Annotated in this window: 18 protein-coding genes; 16 read left to right on the top strand and 2 right to left on the bottom strand. The window is 28.4% G+C overall.

What is annotated here, in order from left to right:
- The first annotated feature begins 76 nt into the window (after nt 1-76).
- The 15 genes from BMUR_RS11345 (at nt 77) to BMUR_RS11275 (ending at nt 13,026) form a co-directional block, all read left to right on the top strand.
- Nucleotides 77-3,547, top strand: coding sequence for a phage tail tape measure protein (locus tag BMUR_RS11345; protein WP_013114703.1), 3,471 nt, complete (start codon nt 77-79; stop codon nt 3,545-3,547).
- Nucleotides 3,544-4,440: a hypothetical protein gene (locus tag BMUR_RS11340; protein ID WP_013114702.1), complete on the top strand. Its 897-nt coding sequence runs from the start codon at nt 3,544-3,546 to the stop codon at nt 4,438-4,440. Before BMUR_RS11345 ends, BMUR_RS11340 begins: the two co-directional genes overlap by 4 nt.
- Nucleotides 4,440-4,895 (top strand): hypothetical protein, encoded by a 456-nt coding sequence (locus tag BMUR_RS11335; RefSeq protein ID WP_013114701.1) that lies wholly within the window; start codon nt 4,440-4,442, stop codon nt 4,893-4,895. Before BMUR_RS11340 ends, BMUR_RS11335 begins: the two co-directional genes overlap by 1 nt.
- Before the next feature lie 105 nt (nt 4,896-5,000).
- Complete coding sequence (locus tag BMUR_RS11330; protein ID WP_013114700.1) at nt 5,001-6,137, top strand: hypothetical protein; 1,137 nt, start codon at nt 5,001-5,003, stop codon at nt 6,135-6,137.
- Nucleotides 6,138-6,149: 12 nt separating this feature from the next.
- A complete protein-coding gene (locus tag BMUR_RS11325; protein WP_013114699.1) occupies nt 6,150-8,114 on the top strand; it encodes a hypothetical protein in 1,965 nt (654 codons plus the stop codon).
- 10 nt (nt 8,115-8,124) lie between these two features.
- Nucleotides 8,125-8,325, top strand: coding sequence for a hypothetical protein (locus BMUR_RS11320; protein ID WP_041749991.1), 201 nt, complete (start codon nt 8,125-8,127; stop codon nt 8,323-8,325).
- A complete protein-coding gene (locus tag BMUR_RS11315) occupies nt 8,322-8,711 on the top strand; it encodes a helix-turn-helix transcriptional regulator (protein ID WP_013113812.1) in 390 nt (129 codons plus the stop codon). Before BMUR_RS11320 ends, BMUR_RS11315 begins: the two co-directional genes overlap by 4 nt.
- A 73-nt stretch (nt 8,712-8,784) precedes the next feature.
- Nucleotides 8,785-9,126, top strand: coding sequence for a hypothetical protein (locus tag BMUR_RS11310; protein ID WP_013114698.1), 342 nt, complete (start codon nt 8,785-8,787; stop codon nt 9,124-9,126).
- Nucleotides 9,127-9,231: 105 nt separating this feature from the next.
- Nucleotides 9,232-9,825, top strand: a complete 594-nt coding sequence (locus tag BMUR_RS11305) for a glycoside hydrolase family 19 protein (protein ID WP_013114697.1) — start codon at nt 9,232-9,234, stop codon at nt 9,823-9,825.
- Between the two features lie 4 nt (nt 9,826-9,829).
- Nucleotides 9,830-10,267, top strand: coding sequence for a hypothetical protein (locus BMUR_RS11300; protein WP_013114696.1), 438 nt, complete (start codon nt 9,830-9,832; stop codon nt 10,265-10,267).
- Nucleotides 10,268-10,403: 136 nt separating this feature from the next.
- Nucleotides 10,404-10,943, top strand: a complete 540-nt coding sequence (locus BMUR_RS11295; RefSeq protein WP_013114695.1) for a hypothetical protein — start codon at nt 10,404-10,406, stop codon at nt 10,941-10,943.
- Between the two features lie 80 nt (nt 10,944-11,023).
- On the top strand, nt 11,024-11,923 hold the full coding sequence (locus BMUR_RS14805) for a hypothetical protein (protein ID WP_013114694.1): 900 nt from the start codon (nt 11,024-11,026) through the stop codon (nt 11,921-11,923).
- A 12-nt stretch (nt 11,924-11,935) separates the two neighbouring features.
- Nucleotides 11,936-12,427, top strand: coding sequence for a hypothetical protein (locus tag BMUR_RS11285; RefSeq protein ID WP_013114693.1), 492 nt, complete (start codon nt 11,936-11,938; stop codon nt 12,425-12,427).
- Between the two features lie 15 nt (nt 12,428-12,442).
- Nucleotides 12,443-12,652, top strand: a complete 210-nt coding sequence (locus tag BMUR_RS11280; RefSeq protein ID WP_013114692.1) for a hypothetical protein — start codon at nt 12,443-12,445, stop codon at nt 12,650-12,652.
- A 149-nt stretch (nt 12,653-12,801) separates the two neighbouring features.
- Nucleotides 12,802-13,026 carry a hypothetical protein gene (locus tag BMUR_RS11275; protein ID WP_013113805.1) on the top strand — a complete coding sequence of 75 codons (225 nt, stop codon included), beginning with the start codon at nt 12,802-12,804 and terminating at the stop codon, nt 13,024-13,026.
- Between the two features lie 232 nt (nt 13,027-13,258).
- On the opposite strand, the gene BMUR_RS11270 is transcribed toward BMUR_RS11275, so the two are convergent.
- Both BMUR_RS11270 and BMUR_RS11265 read right to left on the bottom strand, forming a co-directional pair.
- The gene (locus BMUR_RS11270) at nt 13,259-13,444 is read right to left on the bottom strand and encodes a hypothetical protein (protein ID WP_013114691.1); all 186 of its coding nucleotides are present in this window, start codon (nt 13,442-13,444) and stop codon (nt 13,259-13,261) included.
- A gap of 474 nt (nt 13,445-13,918) precedes the next feature.
- The gene (locus BMUR_RS11265) at nt 13,919-14,677 is read right to left on the bottom strand and encodes a 3'-5' exonuclease (RefSeq protein WP_013114690.1); all 759 of its coding nucleotides are present in this window, start codon (nt 14,675-14,677) and stop codon (nt 13,919-13,921) included.
- Between the two features lie 180 nt (nt 14,678-14,857).
- Here BMUR_RS11265 and BMUR_RS11260 point away from each other — a divergent pair, with 180 nt between their 5' ends.
- Nucleotides 14,858-16,006, top strand: coding sequence for a tyrosine-type recombinase/integrase (locus BMUR_RS11260; protein ID WP_013114689.1), 1,149 nt, complete (start codon nt 14,858-14,860; stop codon nt 16,004-16,006).
- Nucleotides 16,007-16,735: the final 729 nt, after the last annotated feature.

Below are 16,735 nucleotides of genomic sequence, written 5' to 3'. Positions count from 1 at the left end.
GGAATAAAAAACGAAAAAAAGCCAAATCGATAATTTATTATCGATTTTCTCAAAGGCTTTTTTGAGTTTAGCAATAATGAGTAAATTAAATGTATATATTAATGCAGATGCTTCTCAAGCTATTGAGGCATTTGGAAAACTTAAAGATAAAACAACAGACTTAGAAAAAGGCTTTGATAAAATAGGAAAATCTTTTGACAAGTTCGGTTCTTTAGCTACTAAAAGTTTAACTGTGCCAATAGCAGCAGGGACAACAGCTTTTGCATTAGCTACTAAAAAAGCTACTGATTTTGATAATGGAATGCGTGAGGTTCTTACTCTTCTTCCTAAATTAAGCAATGAAGGTTTTGAAAAATTAAAAAATGAAACTTTAGCGTTTAGTAAAGAAATAGGCAAACTTCCAGAAGAAACAACTAAAGCTCTTTATCAAGCACTTTCTGCAGGAGTTCCACGTGAAAATGTATTTGAGTTCTTAAAAACGGCAGGCGAAGCTGCTATTGCAGGTGTTGCTGAATTAGAAACTTCAGTTGACGGACTTACTTCTGTTACTAATGCTTATGGAACAGAAGTTCTTAATACTAATAGAGCTTCAGACATAATGTTTCAAACACTGAAGCTAGGAAAAACAGACTTTACTCAGTTATCAAAATCTTTATTTAATGTTATTCCTACCGCTTCAGCTTTAGGAGTGAAGTTTGAAGATATAGGAGCTGCTATTGCTGTAATGACTGCACAAGGAACTCCTACTTCTGTTGCAACAACACAGATTCGTCAGGCTTTAGTAGAACTTAATAAAGAAGGAAGCATTACAGATATAGCATTTAGAGAAATAGCAGGAAAAAGCTTTAAAGAGTTTATAGAGCAAGGAGGAACTTTACAGGAAGCTCTTCAAATGCTTGCTGAAAAAGCTGATAAAAGCGGAAAAGATATTTCTAGTATGTTCAGCAGTGTTGAGGCAGCAAATGCTGGTTTAGCTTTATCTGGAAAGAATGCAGATAAGTTTAAAGATGCTTTAGATCAGATGAATAATTCGGCAGGAGCTACAGCTGAGGCATTCAAAAAAATAGATGACGGTCCAGCAAGACAGTTTGAAAAAATGAAAGCAGAGCTTAGTGCTTTAGTAGTAGAGCTTGGAAATAGTTTACTTCCTGTTGTTAATGAAGATTTACTTCCTGTTATGCAAGATAAAATAGTACCTATAGCTGAAAAAATGATTCTTACTATTATATCTTTAATAAAAACATTCAGCGACTTGCCAGCACCTTTGCAGGCAGTAAGTGTAGGCTTTGTTGCTTTAGCAGCAGGCTTTGGTCCTGCATTAAAAGGTATAGTAGGACTTTCAAAAGGAATAACAGAAGCTAAGAAAACTATAAAAGATTTTAAAAATGCGGTATCTACATTAAAGACAGCCGCAAGCTCTATTCAAGGATTAAGTACAGCTTGGAAAGCATTAAATACAGTAATGATTGCAAGTCCTGTTGGTATTATAACAGCTTTAACCGTAGGACTTGGTGCTTTAGCAGTAAAAGCATATAAATTAAATCAGGAATATAAAGCATTAATAGATACTTCAAACCAATTAGCTAACAGCACAAAAGAATTAAATGATAATTCTTTTAAAGATGTAGGTTTATTTGAAGAGTATCAAAAACTAGCTAGTGCCAAAGAGTTAGATGCAGCAGCTACTGAAAGATTAAACCAAGTAACTGATAAACTTACTAGACTATATCCTAATTTAAAAACTGTAGTTTTAGACGGAATTACATATATAGATTCTGCTACTATGAAGTTAGAAGACTATAGAACGGCAGAAGAAAGTATACAAATACAAACTATAGAAACAAAAATAAAAGAATTAGAAGAAAAGAGCAAAATATATAATACTGCTGTTGAAAACTTAAGAAGTTCTTTATATGCATCTGGTATGGGAGAAAGCCAAGCCAATGATGAGATATTAAAGAGTTCTGATTATGAAAAATTATCAGAAGTAGAAAATACATTAAATACATTAGAAAAACAAAGAAATGACTTAAATCAAAGCATGCATTTAAGACAGTCTCTAACTAGAGATGGAATAGATTTAGAGACTAAAGAAAAAGAAGCTAATGAAAAGAGCATTAATGCAATAAAAGGTAAATCTGATGCTGTAAAAGATAAAACAAAAACTTATGAAGATTATTTAGCTTTACTAAAAAAAGCAGAGGCAGAGGAAAATCGCAGAGTAAGCAATCTTCGTAATATGGGAGCTGAAATCAGTGATGCTGAGGCTTTAGAAGCTAAAAAAGACAAAGTAGGTGCTATACTCACAGAAATGAGTACGGTACTAAACTTAAATGCTAATCAAATAAAATATTTAAGTGATAATTACGGCTACGCATTAGACAGTATCAAAACTGACAGATTTTCTGAATTAGTAAAAGAAATAGAAAATAGTATATCCGCTTATGAAAGAGGCGTTTCTGTTGCTGAAGAGTTCGGCGATAAAGTAAGCGAAGCTGAACAGCAGGGACAGAAAAGTGAAATAGTAAGAAGCGGAATAGAAAGCATAACTAATGAATTAGAACTTACAACTGAACAGGTAGAAATATTAAAAGAGAAGTTCGGCGAACTTTGGAAAACACCTACTCAAAGTTTTTCAGATTATTTTAGTGCGAATTGGCTTCAAATGCTTAATGACACTATAGGATATACAAATGATTTTTATTCTGCTATACAGGAAATGCAAATACAGGCTATAGAGTTTGAAATAGAAAAAAATGAGGAAAGAAAAGAGGCAGCATTAGAAGCGATAGAAGAAGAAAAAAATGCAAGGCTTGAAGCTATAGGAATAATGGAGGACTCGCAAAAGCAGAGTTTATTAAATGAAATAAAACAATTACAGAATAGGCAAAAAGTTGCTTTAGGACTTTATGAGCAGGAGAGAATAAAAGCTGAACTTGAAGAGAAACAAAAAGAACTAGCTAAAATACAAATAGAAGAAGAAGCCAAAGCTAAGCAGATGGAAGTAGAGAAAAACTATAATAATGATAAGATGAAGCTAGAATATAATTCGCAAATGGAAAGCTGGAAAATGTCTTTAGTTCAGGCGTCAGCTTCTATGGCACAGGCAGCCATAAGTGCATTGGCATCAGCTATGAGTGCTGGTCCTTTTCCAATGCCTTTAATAGCCTATGCAACTTTAGCAGGAATTATTGCAGGCGGTGCTGTTAATTTGGCGACATTATCTCAAGCTAAACCGAGTGAACCTAAATACTTGGCAAAAGGCGGACTTGTAGAGAGAAGAAACGGAGGAATTAATGCTGTAATTGGAGAGGGTGCAAGCGATGAAGCGGTTATACCTCTTGAAGATAGAATACTATCAAAAATAGGAAGTCAGATTTTTGAAGCTGCTAAAAATAATGATGGAATATATGAAGTAAATACACAGTCAGAAACTATATTCAATCAGCCTGTTTATTTGATGCTTGACGGAAAGATAGTTGCAAGCACAATGCTTAATCTAAGTAAACGAGGCGTTAAGGTAGTATCACAAAGGGGAATATTATGAGGCTATTATGGAATAATATTTTTAATAATTTTGAATATACTTTCTCTAGTGAAGATGATTTTTTTTCTATTTCTAATATGTTTAATTATCAAACTCTTGAAGTTGGAAAGTTTGCAAGTGAAAGTGAAGGAAGTTTAACACTATTAGGAAACGGCATTATAAATGAAATAGCAATATTTAATACAAATGCTAAAAAAATAAAATTAGAAATAACAAATATTAATAATGATCTGCTTACATATAATATTAATATAATAAATAAACAAGCTATTCATAATATAGCTGCTGTAGAGTTTATAAAAGTCAAAATAACTTTTATCAAAGATGAAGACGGCAATATACTTGAATGCGGATATTTAATAATAGGCGAAGGCGTGGATTTCCCTCCTCATGATAAAAGCAAAACGCATACTGTTAATTATACTCATAATCCATATTTTTCTTTAACAGGTCATTATTTTTATAGAAAACTTCCTTTTAAAAGATATGATACTTGGAAAGTATCTTTTCCGTATCTGACTAATGATGATAGAGAAAAAATCATTAACTTTTTTGATATTAGTAATTTTGAACCTTTTGTTCTTCAAGTATGGATAGAAGAAACAATAAGTCCAGATAAAGAATATGCAATATATAATATAAGCAAATATGGAAAAGCAAAATATGCTAGTAAATCATCGAATATGGAAACAGCAAAATATAATATAAGTAAATACGGACTATCCAAGTATGGAGATAAAAATGTTTCAACTATTAAGTCAAAAAATGTATCTGTAAAATATTATATGAAATCAGGGCTTTATGTATGTACTAATGATAAAATAGATTTTAAGAAAGGAAAGAATGATTTATATCAGTATTCTACAGAGCTTACATTTAGGGAGATAAAATAATGTTTGAGATTATTTATGAGCCTTCCTGTATACCTCTTACTATTGAAGAGGGATATAAAAAACAAAATGAATTATTAAAGAAAACTAGATTTTTATATACAGCTTTTGAAGGAATTAAACTTAATCATTTTTTAGATATATATCCGCCTACTTTAATGAAAGGCTCTATTTGTTTATTTTGCAATTCCATATATGAAAATAAAGAGGATATAGAACTTATTGATAACAGCAAAGATGAAGGAAATAGATATATAAGATTGAAACTGTCTAATAACGGCAAAAACTTAATTGCAGAATTGGTTACAAATCTTGATTGTTTTTATAATGAAGAGCTTGGCGGATTTTATAAAGAAGTTAATGGAGAGATATATAAATATATAGCTTACTATATGTATTATGACGGCAATAGATATAATGGATATTATTTAGACAATTATAATAATGAAGTGTATTAAAAAATTAATTACACATATCAGGAATTAAGCGAGCCGAACAAGCGAATAAGCCTGCTTATTCGCTCCTATAGTGTGAGGCGAGCTTAGCAATAATGGAGTATATTAATGTTTAGGGTAATTAAAGAACCAGTAGAAAATCCAACTAATTTATTAGATAGCTATAGACAGCAGAATATTATTATGCAGAAAATGCGTATGCTTCATACTGCTTTTGACGGTATAAAATTAAATCATTGGAGTGATACAGACAGAGAACTTCCAGATATTTTAGCAGGAAGTATTTGCGAGTTTGAAGGCAGATTATTTGAAACAAATGAGAATATAAAACTCAATGATAATATTAGCAGCGGCGGCGTAATTAAGCAGGATTTAAGATTTATTAAACTTGTTATAGTAAGGGATTCTAATAATAAAGACAATGATTATTTAAGAGCAGAAATAGCAGGCGGATATAGTGAAACAGTCGGCAATGGATTTCCTACTTATGATTATGAGAACAGAGGCTTTTATAATTTAGATTCTCAAAGAAAATGTGCAGAAAAATATTTAAGAATATCAATGAAATATGATGCTAATTTAGGCGGATATGTAGAAAAGAAATATTGGAACATTAATGATATAGAAAGAAAAGGTCAAACATTAAAAAGAAAAACAGTGAACTTTGGTGTTGGTACTCATGAGTTTAATTTTCCAAGTGATGTTAATAGCATTACAGTACATATAACTTCAGGCGGCGGCGGCGGATGTGTTTATAGTTCTGAAGGAGCTTCAGGAGGTAATTCCCAAATATTAATAAATGATAAAGTTATAACAACTTGCGGAGCAGGCGGCGGCGGTAAATCAGGAAATATAGATGGACAACTTGGTGAGAGAGCAGGAAGCGGAGGAGTAGCTACAGGAAGCGGAAAATTAATTCAAGGGGTACAGGGTGAAGCTCTAAATAGATTAAGTACTAACAGAATAGCAAAAGGCGGAAAATTAAATAATATAACATTGGCTAGCGGAGGTAATGGAGGGGATGGAGGAGTAGTAACAGGAGCATACACTGGTACAGCAGGCGGAGGAAGCGGAAGTGCTGCTATAGTAGATATTACAAGAGCTATGCTTGGTACGGCAAGTAAAATAAAAATAATAGTTGGTGCTGGAGGAAATGGAGGTACTAATAGTAACAGCAATGGTGTTGTTGCTAATGGAGAAAAAGGACAAGACGGCTCAGCAGTTATAGAGTATATGCAGAAATAGTAGGTTTATAAAATGCTTAAGAGTTTTGCTAATATTATAGAGCTTGATATTTCTAGTCCTGATACTAGATTAATATTTGCACCTTTCGGAGGTGTATGGACTGCAAGTATTAATGAAATATACTCATTATACAGCAGTTCTTATTTTAATGAATTATTTAATATTCAAGAAGATGAATTATATAATTTATATAATATTGGCTCTGTAAGTGTGGATAATGACAGAGGATATATAGAAGTATTTTCTTTAGAAGCTCTTTATAAACAGAATAAATCTTATTATCAATATAAAAAAGATAATATTAATTATATAGCCGTGCATTTTAATAACTTTGAAACTCCTTACAGTAAAAAGAATATTATTATAAATATTAAAAAATTATTCTCCACACGTGAATGGGACACCTGCCCACCTTCGGTGCTTGATAGTAATAATAATTCGCCACAGGCGGGCAGTCGCCTAATTACTGAATTAAATAATATGTATGTAGAGCCTAGAGTGGAGGAAATAGATACAGCGGATATAGAAGGCGATTCACTTGCATTTGATACTATTCAAACAAATGAAATGTCTGTTACTTTAAGAAATGATGACGGACTTTTTGATGATTTTAGTAATTTATATGGTAATAGATTTTTAGTCAGGCAGGTATTTGACGGCAGTGATTTTTCGGATTCAAAAATTATATTCTCTGGTTTTATTCAAAAACCTGAGTATGCTTTTTTAGAAACTGTAACAATAACAGCATCAGATATAAGAGCTTCTTTTTCTGCTGAGCTTCCTAAAAATGTTTTCAGTGAAAAAGAATATCCTGACTTAAAGAACTTCCCAGAGAATGTGCAAAGCGGTGAAGATATAATTGACACATGCAGAACTTTAGCAGCTGGACATGGCATTACAGTAAAATTAAAACCTATAAAATATTATACTCCAAGCATACTAAATCCTGATTTGATTCCTGAAGTAGTTTTTGAAATATGCGACACTTCAAGACATGCAATAGAGAGTATTGTTAATAGAAATGATCCGCTTGATAATAATAAATTGAAGCCGCATATATATTTTATAGAAACACCAGAAAGTGAAAATGAAATAATAGAACGTGAAAATGGTAAGGTTATAAGCGGAGAATTGGAGATATTTATACCTGAGTTTAAAGATTATAATGATGGAAAAGGAAGTCAAAGAGTATGGACATTAGATAAAGAAAAAGGACAGTTAATTTTTAGGGGAAAAAACCAAGTACATTCTATAATAGATACTAATGATAATTTATATGAGATATATGCAGAAATAGATATACCGCCTTATAAATCTTTAACTCTCATTAGAGAGATTTTAGAAGATTATGAAAACATAGCATACATTAAAGAAAATTATAATATAGAAAATTGGCAGATTGAAGAAGAACGTTCAAGAGAAATCGCTGTTTTACTTGATAATGATAATAAAAAGACTACACTTGATTTGATAGGAGAACTTTCTTTTTTAGAGCAAGGAAGATTAGAAATAGATAATAATAAAATAGATTTTATCAGTACAAGATTTCGCAGCAATGAAGCCAAATATAAAATAAAACAGTACTGTATGGGCAGGGTTGATAAAACAGTAGAAAGTGATGAGTATTTATCAAGCTGCAGCATTAAATATGATTTATTAAAGTCAACATATAAAAATACTGATTTTGAAGAGGAAGCTAAAAAAAGACATAGGATAAATGCACATGAAGAGTTTGAAACTTTATTAAAAAGAAAAGAAGATGCAGTGAGCTTATCTAATGAAATAATGAAAAGCAGATATATATTAAAAGAGTATTATACATTTGAATATTATGAAACTTTAGATTTTCTAAAGTTATTTGATATAGTAGAGATAGAATATAAAAGAGAAGATGGAAGTTATTATATAAAGCCTTGTAAGTGTGAAATACTTAAACTTAATATATTTGACAATATTATAAAATTAAGACAATTATAGGGGGTAGATTATGATTACGAGTTTAGGAGTTATTACAATAGATAATATGTCTTTAGAAGATATAGCATACAGCAATAATTACACTGAGTATATTGAGCTGAAAAATGATATAGATTCTGCGAAAAAAAAATTAAAGATTAAAAATATTTGCAATACTTATGATGCTTTAAAAATAGCAGAGTATATAAATAATTTAGGAGATAAAAAATGAAAAAAAATACTAATACCTGCAATTTATGTCATAAGAGAGATAAATGCAGAGAGTTATGTGATGATATGAAAAAAGCAATAAGAAATAAAAAAAATAACAATGATATTTATTCTGATGCTACATTTAATGTATTTGAAACAGATATTTCTAAAGTTATATATACTTTCGGACTTTCAAAAGTAGAAGATAGAGACAGTAAAAGAATAATAATAGCATTACTTAAAAAAGATCAAAGAGAAATGCTGGAACTGCTTGCAAAAGGATATACACAAAAAGAAATAGCAGAAAAATTAAAAATGTCTCAAAGTAATGTATCCCAAAAATTAAATAGTATAAAGAAAGAACTTCAGGATTCAATGATACAGATAATGCCGTATATTTTATAATTTTTTCTTTAGGCAATGAATTATCCTTATATTTTTTTATATAAGTGTATGAATATAGATATAAGGATAAAACATGGCAAAAGAAAGTATAACAGAATTAAATAAAAAAGAAACTTCATTAATAGAAAAATATATAAAACTGAAAAATGAAGAGAAAAAAAATAAAGAAAATATTGAGGCTTTAAAAGATGATGTTCTTGCATTATTAAAAGAACATGAAGGCAAAGTAGTTCATAACGGATATAACATATCAATGCATGAAAATACATCATATCAATACAGTGAAGCTATAGTGAATATAGAAACAGAGATTAAAGTCTTAAAGCAAAGAGAAGTAACACTCCAAATAGCAAAAGAGAAACAAAAAACTGAATATATAAAAGTATATGAATTAAAAAAAGAAGAAAGTAAATAATAAGCAATAATAAGCGAGTATGAGCCGCCGCTATACTGGAGTATAGCGGGATTTTTAGGCGAATACGAGCATAACAGCAATATAGAAAATAAAGAGGCTTAATCTATGCTAAATGAAAATACATTAAATAAAATCGGTATAAATAAGAAATGGCTTTTACCATTAAATAATGCTTTTCAAAAACATGGTATTACAGACATAAAAGAAGCTGCTATGTTCTTGGCACAAACAACTCATGAAAGCAATAATTATAAAAGACTTGAAGAGAGCTTCAGATACACTCCGCAAAGGCTTTTTGAGGTATTCAAAAAAAGAGTTGGAAGTTTGGAAAATGCTAAAAAGTTATGTATTCAGGGAGCTGAGGCTATTGGCAACTTTGTTTATGGCGGACGTTTGGGTAATGGCCAAGATGAAGGCTATAAATATAGAGGCAGAGGCATTATTCAGCTTACTGGAAAAAATAATTATAAAAACTATGGTAAAAAAATAAATGCTGACTTAGTTAATAATCCAGACCTTGCCAAAGAGCCTAATAATGCTATAGAGATTGCATTATTATTTTGGAAGGAGAAAGGCTGCGGTTTACTTGCCCGTCAAGGCGATGTGAAAGGAGTTACTAAACTTATTAACGGCGGGTACAATGGACTTGAAGACAGAGAAGAAAGATATAATAATATTTTAAAAATATTAGAAGGTTAAAGTAATGGCAACAACTAGAGAAACTAAAACTACTATGCTAGAAAAAAGATTAAGCCGTTTGGAACTTCAAGTCGGATATAATGAGGACGGCACAAAAAATGGAAACGGTATTATTCATAAAGTAGAAGAAGTGAAAGAAGAAATTAAAAATCTGAGAAATGATATAAAAAGCTATGATACATATTTAGATAATTTGTCAGAAGATTTTATCAAAATAGATTTGAGAATAGAAAAGCTGGAAAATCATGTAAAAGATTTTTTAACTGAAATACAGGAATATAAAAATAAAATAGATGAAGAATTAAAAGAAATAAAGAAAAGTTTAGAAGGTAATATTACTGTTGCTACCTTGCATAAGTTTCAAAAAGCGGTTGTGGGTATAGCAGGACTTCTTACAGCAATAGGTACTATAATAGGGGCTGTTCTTTATTTTACTAAATAAGAAAAAAGTGAAAAAAAGCCAAATCGATAATTTATTATCGATTTACTTATAGGCTTTTTTGAGCATAGTAATAATAAAAGCTATTCTTTATTTTATTAAATAAAAAAGATTAAAAAATATAATAATAGGAGTATATATGATTACAATAATAACGGGCTTTTTGTCCAAAATAAACAAAAAAATCATTATAGCAGTCATAATGGTTTTAATAGTTTCTATTTTTATAGTATTAATAGCTGCTAAAGACAGTGAAATACATAAAAAAGAAAAAGAGATTGCTCAGTATCAGGAAGATATTAAGGGCTTGGAGCTTAATAATCAAACGCTTCAAAATGAAATATTATTTATTAAAGAAAATGAGAAGTTTCAAAATAGTTTTAGTAATTCTAGTTTAATGATTAAAAATATAGATGAAGAATTACTGACAAGGACAGAAAATGAAACATTTAATAATATATCTAATAATTTTTATAAGTATTTTAATGATATTAACTTCATGCAGTACAAAAACAAAATATGTCAAAGTACCGCTTTCTACACCGCCAAAAATATTTATAATCAAGTCCGTAACAAATCGGCAAGATTTAATGAGAAGATACCAAGAAAGCATTATAAAGATAGGAGAATGGCAGCTCTGGTACAACATACAAGTAGGAACGAATTATTACTTATATAAAAAATAAATAATATGTATACAGCTGCTTTTACCTCCGTGTAGCAGCTGTATAAAAACATCCATGTTTTTAGGAGTTTTATATGGCTTTAAGTAAACCTAACGAATATAAAGAAGTATCTGCAAGGCAAAGCGAAGAAACTGTGTATGCAGAAGATATTAATCAAATAATATCAAATATAGAAAAAATAAAAGGAGGACAAGCTAATGAAGCTCCTGTTGCAACTATAAAAGATATTCATGAACGTCTGCTTGCTTTGGAAAGCGGCTCTGTGATTAAACCGCCTTCTGATACTGGAGAAACTTTTGAAGAGGAAGTATATTCATTTGAAAAGACTACAATTACTTTAAATAATGGAGAATCTGATATAGAAATTAATAGTAATTGCTTTGGAGATTTAAGCCAAGTAAAATTAATAAAAAAAAGTGATGGTTCTTTATATCTTCTTGGAACTATTGAACTTATAAGTTCAGCAGAAGCATCTGTTATAAGAGTTAATAAAACATTAAATATAGATGCTAGAAAATTAGTTGGTTTAATAATGAATCAAACAACTGGAACACAATATTTCTCAGTTTATCAAAATAATTATTTATATATATGTTTTATATTGGGTAAAAATCAATCGGCAAATATTAATATAAGCTCAGATAAAATATACAATCCTAATGTAATATGTCCTTATGATATAGGATATGCTAATTCTGTTAGATACAATATGTCAGAGGATTTTGGTATTCACTTAATAGGTGGAAAATATATTTTAAAAGGCTCAATAACCCCACCAAACACAACTGTTAATTTTTATGTAAATTGCAATATAGAAGATTTTTTTGAAAATGGCAAAGGCTATGAATATTCAGGATATACAATACAAACTGTAAATCAAAGACCTCTTTATGCTTATATAGCAATTAATGGATTAATAGCAAATAAAGAAAATATTATATATTTTGAATGTCCTAAACAGCCAGCAATTTAAAAGGATATAATAATGAATAGACAATTTGATACATTATTTAAACATAATATTTTAAACAGTAAAGAGCATTATAATTTTTGTCCTAAGTGCAATACTCTTTATGAAGATAAAATGATTTGTCAATGCGGAGAATTAATACATTTTATACGCATTGATAAAAATATAGCAGATATCATTTTAGAGTTAAACAAAAAAGGATATAAAACTAGTCAGTGCTGCGAAGGTCATATTGAAGATGAATATTTCCATCCGTATATATATTTTAGTTATTTATTTGATGTTAATGTTTACGGTATGGCTAGGCAAATATCAGAAGTTATAGAAAGTGAGAATCTTCCTATTGAAACTGTTTATATGTTCAATAATCAAAACAAGCAGATAGGAACTTTATTTGAAGTAAAAGAAAGTAAAATAACAGAATTAGAAAATAACAGAGAAAAAATAAAAGAGGTATTTATTAATAGTTTTAAGATAATAGCAGAAAAATTAAAAGTTTATAAATAGTTTTAAGGAGTGAATATGTTTAAATTAATATTAATTTTTTTAATAGGTGTTATGGTAGTTTTTACTTTCATTAGAATAGTAAAATACTATAACAAGTTTATGAATGAGATTGAAGGAACTTTTACTGAGAGATTAAAAGCTCTTATTAAAGAAAAAACATCAATATATTATTTTATTAAATTAACTTACGGATGTGTGATGTTTTTTATAGCTGTAATTTCGTAGGACGCATTATGAACGTATTAAAAGATTTACTTTTTATTTTATATATAAAAAATTGTCCGCTTTAAGTATCTGCTTGATAAATCAAGCAGATGCTCCCAATTTTTTATTTTTAAGTTTTTTATATTAAAAAATTATTACAGAGGTTATTTATGTTTAATACCTTTAAAGATTTACTTCTATGTTCAAAGACTGGCCATCTTTCTAGTATGCGTTTAATCAGCTTATTAGGTTCGGCGGTTATGCTTGTTTGTATAGCGTTTTTGGTTTTTTCTAAAGATGTTAGGCTTGGTGAAGCTCTTCCATTTTTGATGGGTGGTTTGCTTGGACTTGCTGGATTTAAAAGTTATCAGTCAAAGTTTGAAGGCGATAAATAATAAATAATCAATATTACTATTCATCTACCATTTTTTTCTCCTAAATTATAATAAAATGTTTTATGGGCAGAGCTTTTTTAAAGTTCTGCTCTATTTTTTATTAATATATTTTATATTGATATTATTAATTATTAATATAAAATAAATATGGTTTAGTTTTTGCATATTAGACTCACTAATATGTTGGATTAAGGGCTGTAACTTTGCCAAGTTTCAGCCTTGTATTTTTTTATTATTTTTTTTGTATGCTTTCTAAATATCTTTTATGAATAGCCTCTATATATTCGCCTAAAGACATATTGTACTTTCTTGCATAGTCTTTCATTTCATTAATACATTCTTCTGGGGCTGTAAAAGCCCAGTGCAGTTTTTTGGGTGCTTTTTTTAACTCTTCTTTTTTTTCTAATTCATTAGCCATATACAACTCCTTGATATTATTTATTTTAATATTATAATTTTAACACCAAATATATTGCTCTATATTTGGTGCTTTTAATAAGGTATTAACCTTAATCTTTGAATATGTCTATTAGAGCAATTACGGTATTAACTATAACAAATATTGCTCTAATAGCTTTTTCTAAATTAAAAGTCATAATTTACCTCCTTTTTTATTTAGTAAAAATATTTTTTTATCAGATTAAAAAAATATTTTTTATTCTATACCATATATACAAAATATTAAGGTTTATGATTTCTTTTAAGAAAAAAACTTTATACTATAATCTTTATTAATCTTTTTTATTGATTATGACTGAATATAAAAAATAAGGGCGAAGCTTAAACTCCTGCCCTTGAGAATAAAAATATAATTTATGGTTTTTAGAAATTAATATAAATTAATTTTAAACTTTTTCATAAAAATAGGCAATCAATATGAATAGCAAAAGAATTATTCATTTTTGTTATTTTCAATCTTATTTTTTATTTTCGGATATTTTTTGTAGAACTTATTAAATGCTCCCCATTTTTCAAGTATATCTTTTTGTAAACATTCATATATAGCACTGCATAATTTACAATCTCCCATAGCTCTATGCAAATTATCTATACTAATGTTATAATATGATGCAACTGTTACTTGCTTATAATTTTCTAAATCTTTTAATACTCTTTTAGCTATATACATAACATCAATAAAATCATTATTTAATAAAAGTTCTCCATTACTAACTTCATATAAAGCATCATATAAAAACTTTATATCAAATGGAACATTATAACCAACTAATATATCATCCCCTACAAAATCATAAAATTGTTTTATAGCTTCATCTACTCTAGGTGCATTTTTTACCATTTTATTAGTAATATTTGTGTATGAACTTATAAAGTTTGGAATATAATCTACTTTTACTAAAGTTGAAAAATAATCTATTTCTTTATTATCTCTATATTTAATGGCTCCTATTTCTATTATCTTATCTTCTCTAGGTTTTAATCCTGTAGTTTCAACATCTATTATGGTATAATTAGCAGGAAAGTCCCTTAATAATTTACCTGTTTTTCTAGGTTCATTATATTCAAAAGTAATTTCTATGTGATCATTGCTATTAACTTTTTCAACATTTGATTTTTTAGAGAAAGTAAAACTATATAAAAAACTAGCTATAACTATTATAAAAATAAATATCATAAATGCTATTAACATATAACCCTCACTTCTATTGTTTACTAAAAATTTAATAAAATAAAATGACTTTGTCAATAATTATATAAAAATATTTAATGAAAAATTATTTAAGACGATAATAATTACATCTAAGAAAACAACTCTATTCTTTTTCAAAAGTCAAGCAAATTTTTTAGAATAAAAATGGAGTTGTTTTTTATGCTTAATGCTGAAAAATATAATCTTTATGATTATTCCAAAGATGTCAATTTTATTATTCAATTTTCTGATTATCTTTCTATAGATAAAAGCCCATCAACTGTAAAAACTTATAAAAATAATATTATATATTTTTTTAAGTTCATAATTAAGCAAGATAATGATTATTCTATTTTCGCTGAAAAAGATTATCTATATATTTGTAGTACTGAAGTTCTATACAAAAATATAAATAAAGAATTATTAGAAAAATATATATCATACCAAACAGAACATCAATTATCATCTGATATTATCAACTGCAGAATAAATGTTGTTAAAAGTTATCTGAAGTTTTTGCATAAGAAAAAAATAATAGAAGCTAAAATATTGATAGATACTTTTGATGATATAAAAAGACCAAAGCCAATAATAAAAGAGCAGTTGGTGATAAAAGCAAATCAAACTTTAGATATCATAAAAAAAATAGAAAGAACTTCAAAAGAAAGTTTCACAAATCAAAGAAATATTTTAATGATGCTTTTAATGTCAAACACAGGCATTCGCAGAAAGGAAACTGCAGGAATAGATATTAGAAATATTAATCTTGAAAACAAAACTATAACTATTTATAAAACCAAAGGAAGTAAGCCTCGCATAGTTGTTTTTTCTGATATGATCAAAGATGTATTAATTGATTATATAGCAGAGCGTGATGAGATATTAAGAAAAAATAAAATTAAAGAACAGAATAATCTTTTTATAAAAAATAATGGTCAGGATTTAGCAATAGAAACTATGACTATGATTATGAGAGTAATATCAAAAAGAAATAAGGTAAAAATAACCTGCCATTCTTTTAGACGTGGTTTTGCAACTGATATGGCAGAAAGCGGAACAGAAACTTATTTAATAAGCAAGATGATGGGACATTCAAATATTAATACAACAACGAGCAGATATATTTATGTGCTTATGAATATGATAAAAAATGCAATGAGTAATCACCCATTCAATAAAGCAAATACAGAAAAAATAAATAGAGATAATGAAATCAAAAATATAAAAAATGACTTTCAAGAAAATATAACAAATACACTTAATACAATAGTCATCAAAATGAATGAGCTTAATAACAGGATTGATAAACTGAGTATAAAAAATAGATAGCTAGGCTATATATAAATACCATACTATATTATGATATTTATAAATAATATATTCCTGAAGAATAAAAACTTTTTGATTTAACTTTTTATAATTGATTTGGTATTTTTTATGAGATGCACGAAATGAACATGCACACTTTGTACGCTTTACTGGTAAGATGCACGAAATGAACATGCACACTTTGTACACTTTACTGGTAAGATGCTCGAAATGAACATGCACACTTTGTACACTTTACTGGTAAGATGCTCGAAATGAACATGCACGCTTTGTACACTTTACTAGTTAAGATGCTCGAAATGAACATGCACGTTTTGCACACTTTACTATAAAAAATTATGATTTTATTTACTGCCTTTTTTCTATTAGGAGCTATTTTAATTTTTAATTTATGCTATTGCGATAACATCATTAAAAATTGAGTTTTGATTTTTGATTTGAATGGTTTTATTTGAAGCGTAGAGGCTTGTTTTTAGGGCTTTTTTAGGTTTAATATAGATTTATGTATGCCTGATTAAAAAACTTCAAAAACACGGCTTTTTTATAAATACTAGATAACTATGTTTTCTAATTTTTTATTTTTAAAATCTTTAAATCAAAAAGAAAGTTAAAAAGTAGGTAGGTAAGTAGTAGTAGTTAACCTACTGCAAGAAATGTGCCAAAAACTGCATACAAACCTACCCACCTACCTACTAAAAAATCAAATTTATTTTATTAAAAAATTAGTTT

It is taken from the genome of Brachyspira murdochii DSM 12563 (assembly GCF_000092845.1).
Classification (GTDB): Bacteria; Spirochaetota; Brachyspiria; order Brachyspirales; family Brachyspiraceae; genus Brachyspira; species Brachyspira murdochii.
Note: the sequence above shows the minus strand (reverse complement) of the source record. Positions and strands in the feature narration are given on the sequence as shown.

Bases quoted from the DNA above. Each gene is read 5' to 3' on its own strand.
- BMUR_RS11305 (WP_013114697.1), top strand. From the start codon at position 9,232: ATGCTAAATGAAAATACATTAAATAAAATCGGTATAAATAAGAAATGG.
- BMUR_RS11310 (WP_013114698.1), top strand. From the start codon at position 8,785: ATGGCAAAAGAAAGTATAACAGAATTAAATAAAAAAGAAACTTCATTA.
- BMUR_RS11315 (WP_013113812.1), top strand. From the start codon at position 8,322: ATGAAAAAAAATACTAATACCTGCAATTTATGTCATAAGAGAGATAAA.
- BMUR_RS11280 (WP_013114692.1), top strand. From the start codon at position 12,443: ATGTTTAAATTAATATTAATTTTTTTAATAGGTGTTATGGTAGTTTTT.
- BMUR_RS11270 (WP_013114691.1), bottom strand. From the start codon at position 13,444: ATGGCTAATGAATTAGAAAAAAAAGAAGAGTTAAAAAAAGCACCCAAA.
- BMUR_RS11345 (WP_013114703.1), top strand. From the start codon at position 77: ATGAGTAAATTAAATGTATATATTAATGCAGATGCTTCTCAAGCTATT.
- BMUR_RS11275 (WP_013113805.1), top strand. From the start codon at position 12,802: ATGTTTAATACCTTTAAAGATTTACTTCTATGTTCAAAGACTGGCCAT.
- BMUR_RS11325 (WP_013114699.1), top strand. From the start codon at position 6,150: ATGCTTAAGAGTTTTGCTAATATTATAGAGCTTGATATTTCTAGTCCT.
- BMUR_RS14805 (WP_013114694.1), top strand. From the start codon at position 11,024: ATGGCTTTAAGTAAACCTAACGAATATAAAGAAGTATCTGCAAGGCAA.
- BMUR_RS11265 (WP_013114690.1), bottom strand. From the start codon at position 14,677: ATGTTAATAGCATTTATGATATTTATTTTTATAATAGTTATAGCTAGT.
- BMUR_RS11260 (WP_013114689.1), top strand. From the start codon at position 14,858: ATGCTTAATGCTGAAAAATATAATCTTTATGATTATTCCAAAGATGTC.
- BMUR_RS11335 (WP_013114701.1), top strand. From the start codon at position 4,440: ATGTTTGAGATTATTTATGAGCCTTCCTGTATACCTCTTACTATTGAA.
- BMUR_RS11295 (WP_013114695.1), top strand. From the start codon at position 10,404: ATGATTACAATAATAACGGGCTTTTTGTCCAAAATAAACAAAAAAATC.
- BMUR_RS11300 (WP_013114696.1), top strand. From the start codon at position 9,830: ATGGCAACAACTAGAGAAACTAAAACTACTATGCTAGAAAAAAGATTA.
- BMUR_RS11285 (WP_013114693.1), top strand. From the start codon at position 11,936: ATGAATAGACAATTTGATACATTATTTAAACATAATATTTTAAACAGT.
- BMUR_RS11320 (WP_041749991.1), top strand. From the start codon at position 8,125: ATGATTACGAGTTTAGGAGTTATTACAATAGATAATATGTCTTTAGAA.
- BMUR_RS11330 (WP_013114700.1), top strand. From the start codon at position 5,001: ATGTTTAGGGTAATTAAAGAACCAGTAGAAAATCCAACTAATTTATTA.
- BMUR_RS11340 (WP_013114702.1), top strand. From the start codon at position 3,544: ATGAGGCTATTATGGAATAATATTTTTAATAATTTTGAATATACTTTC.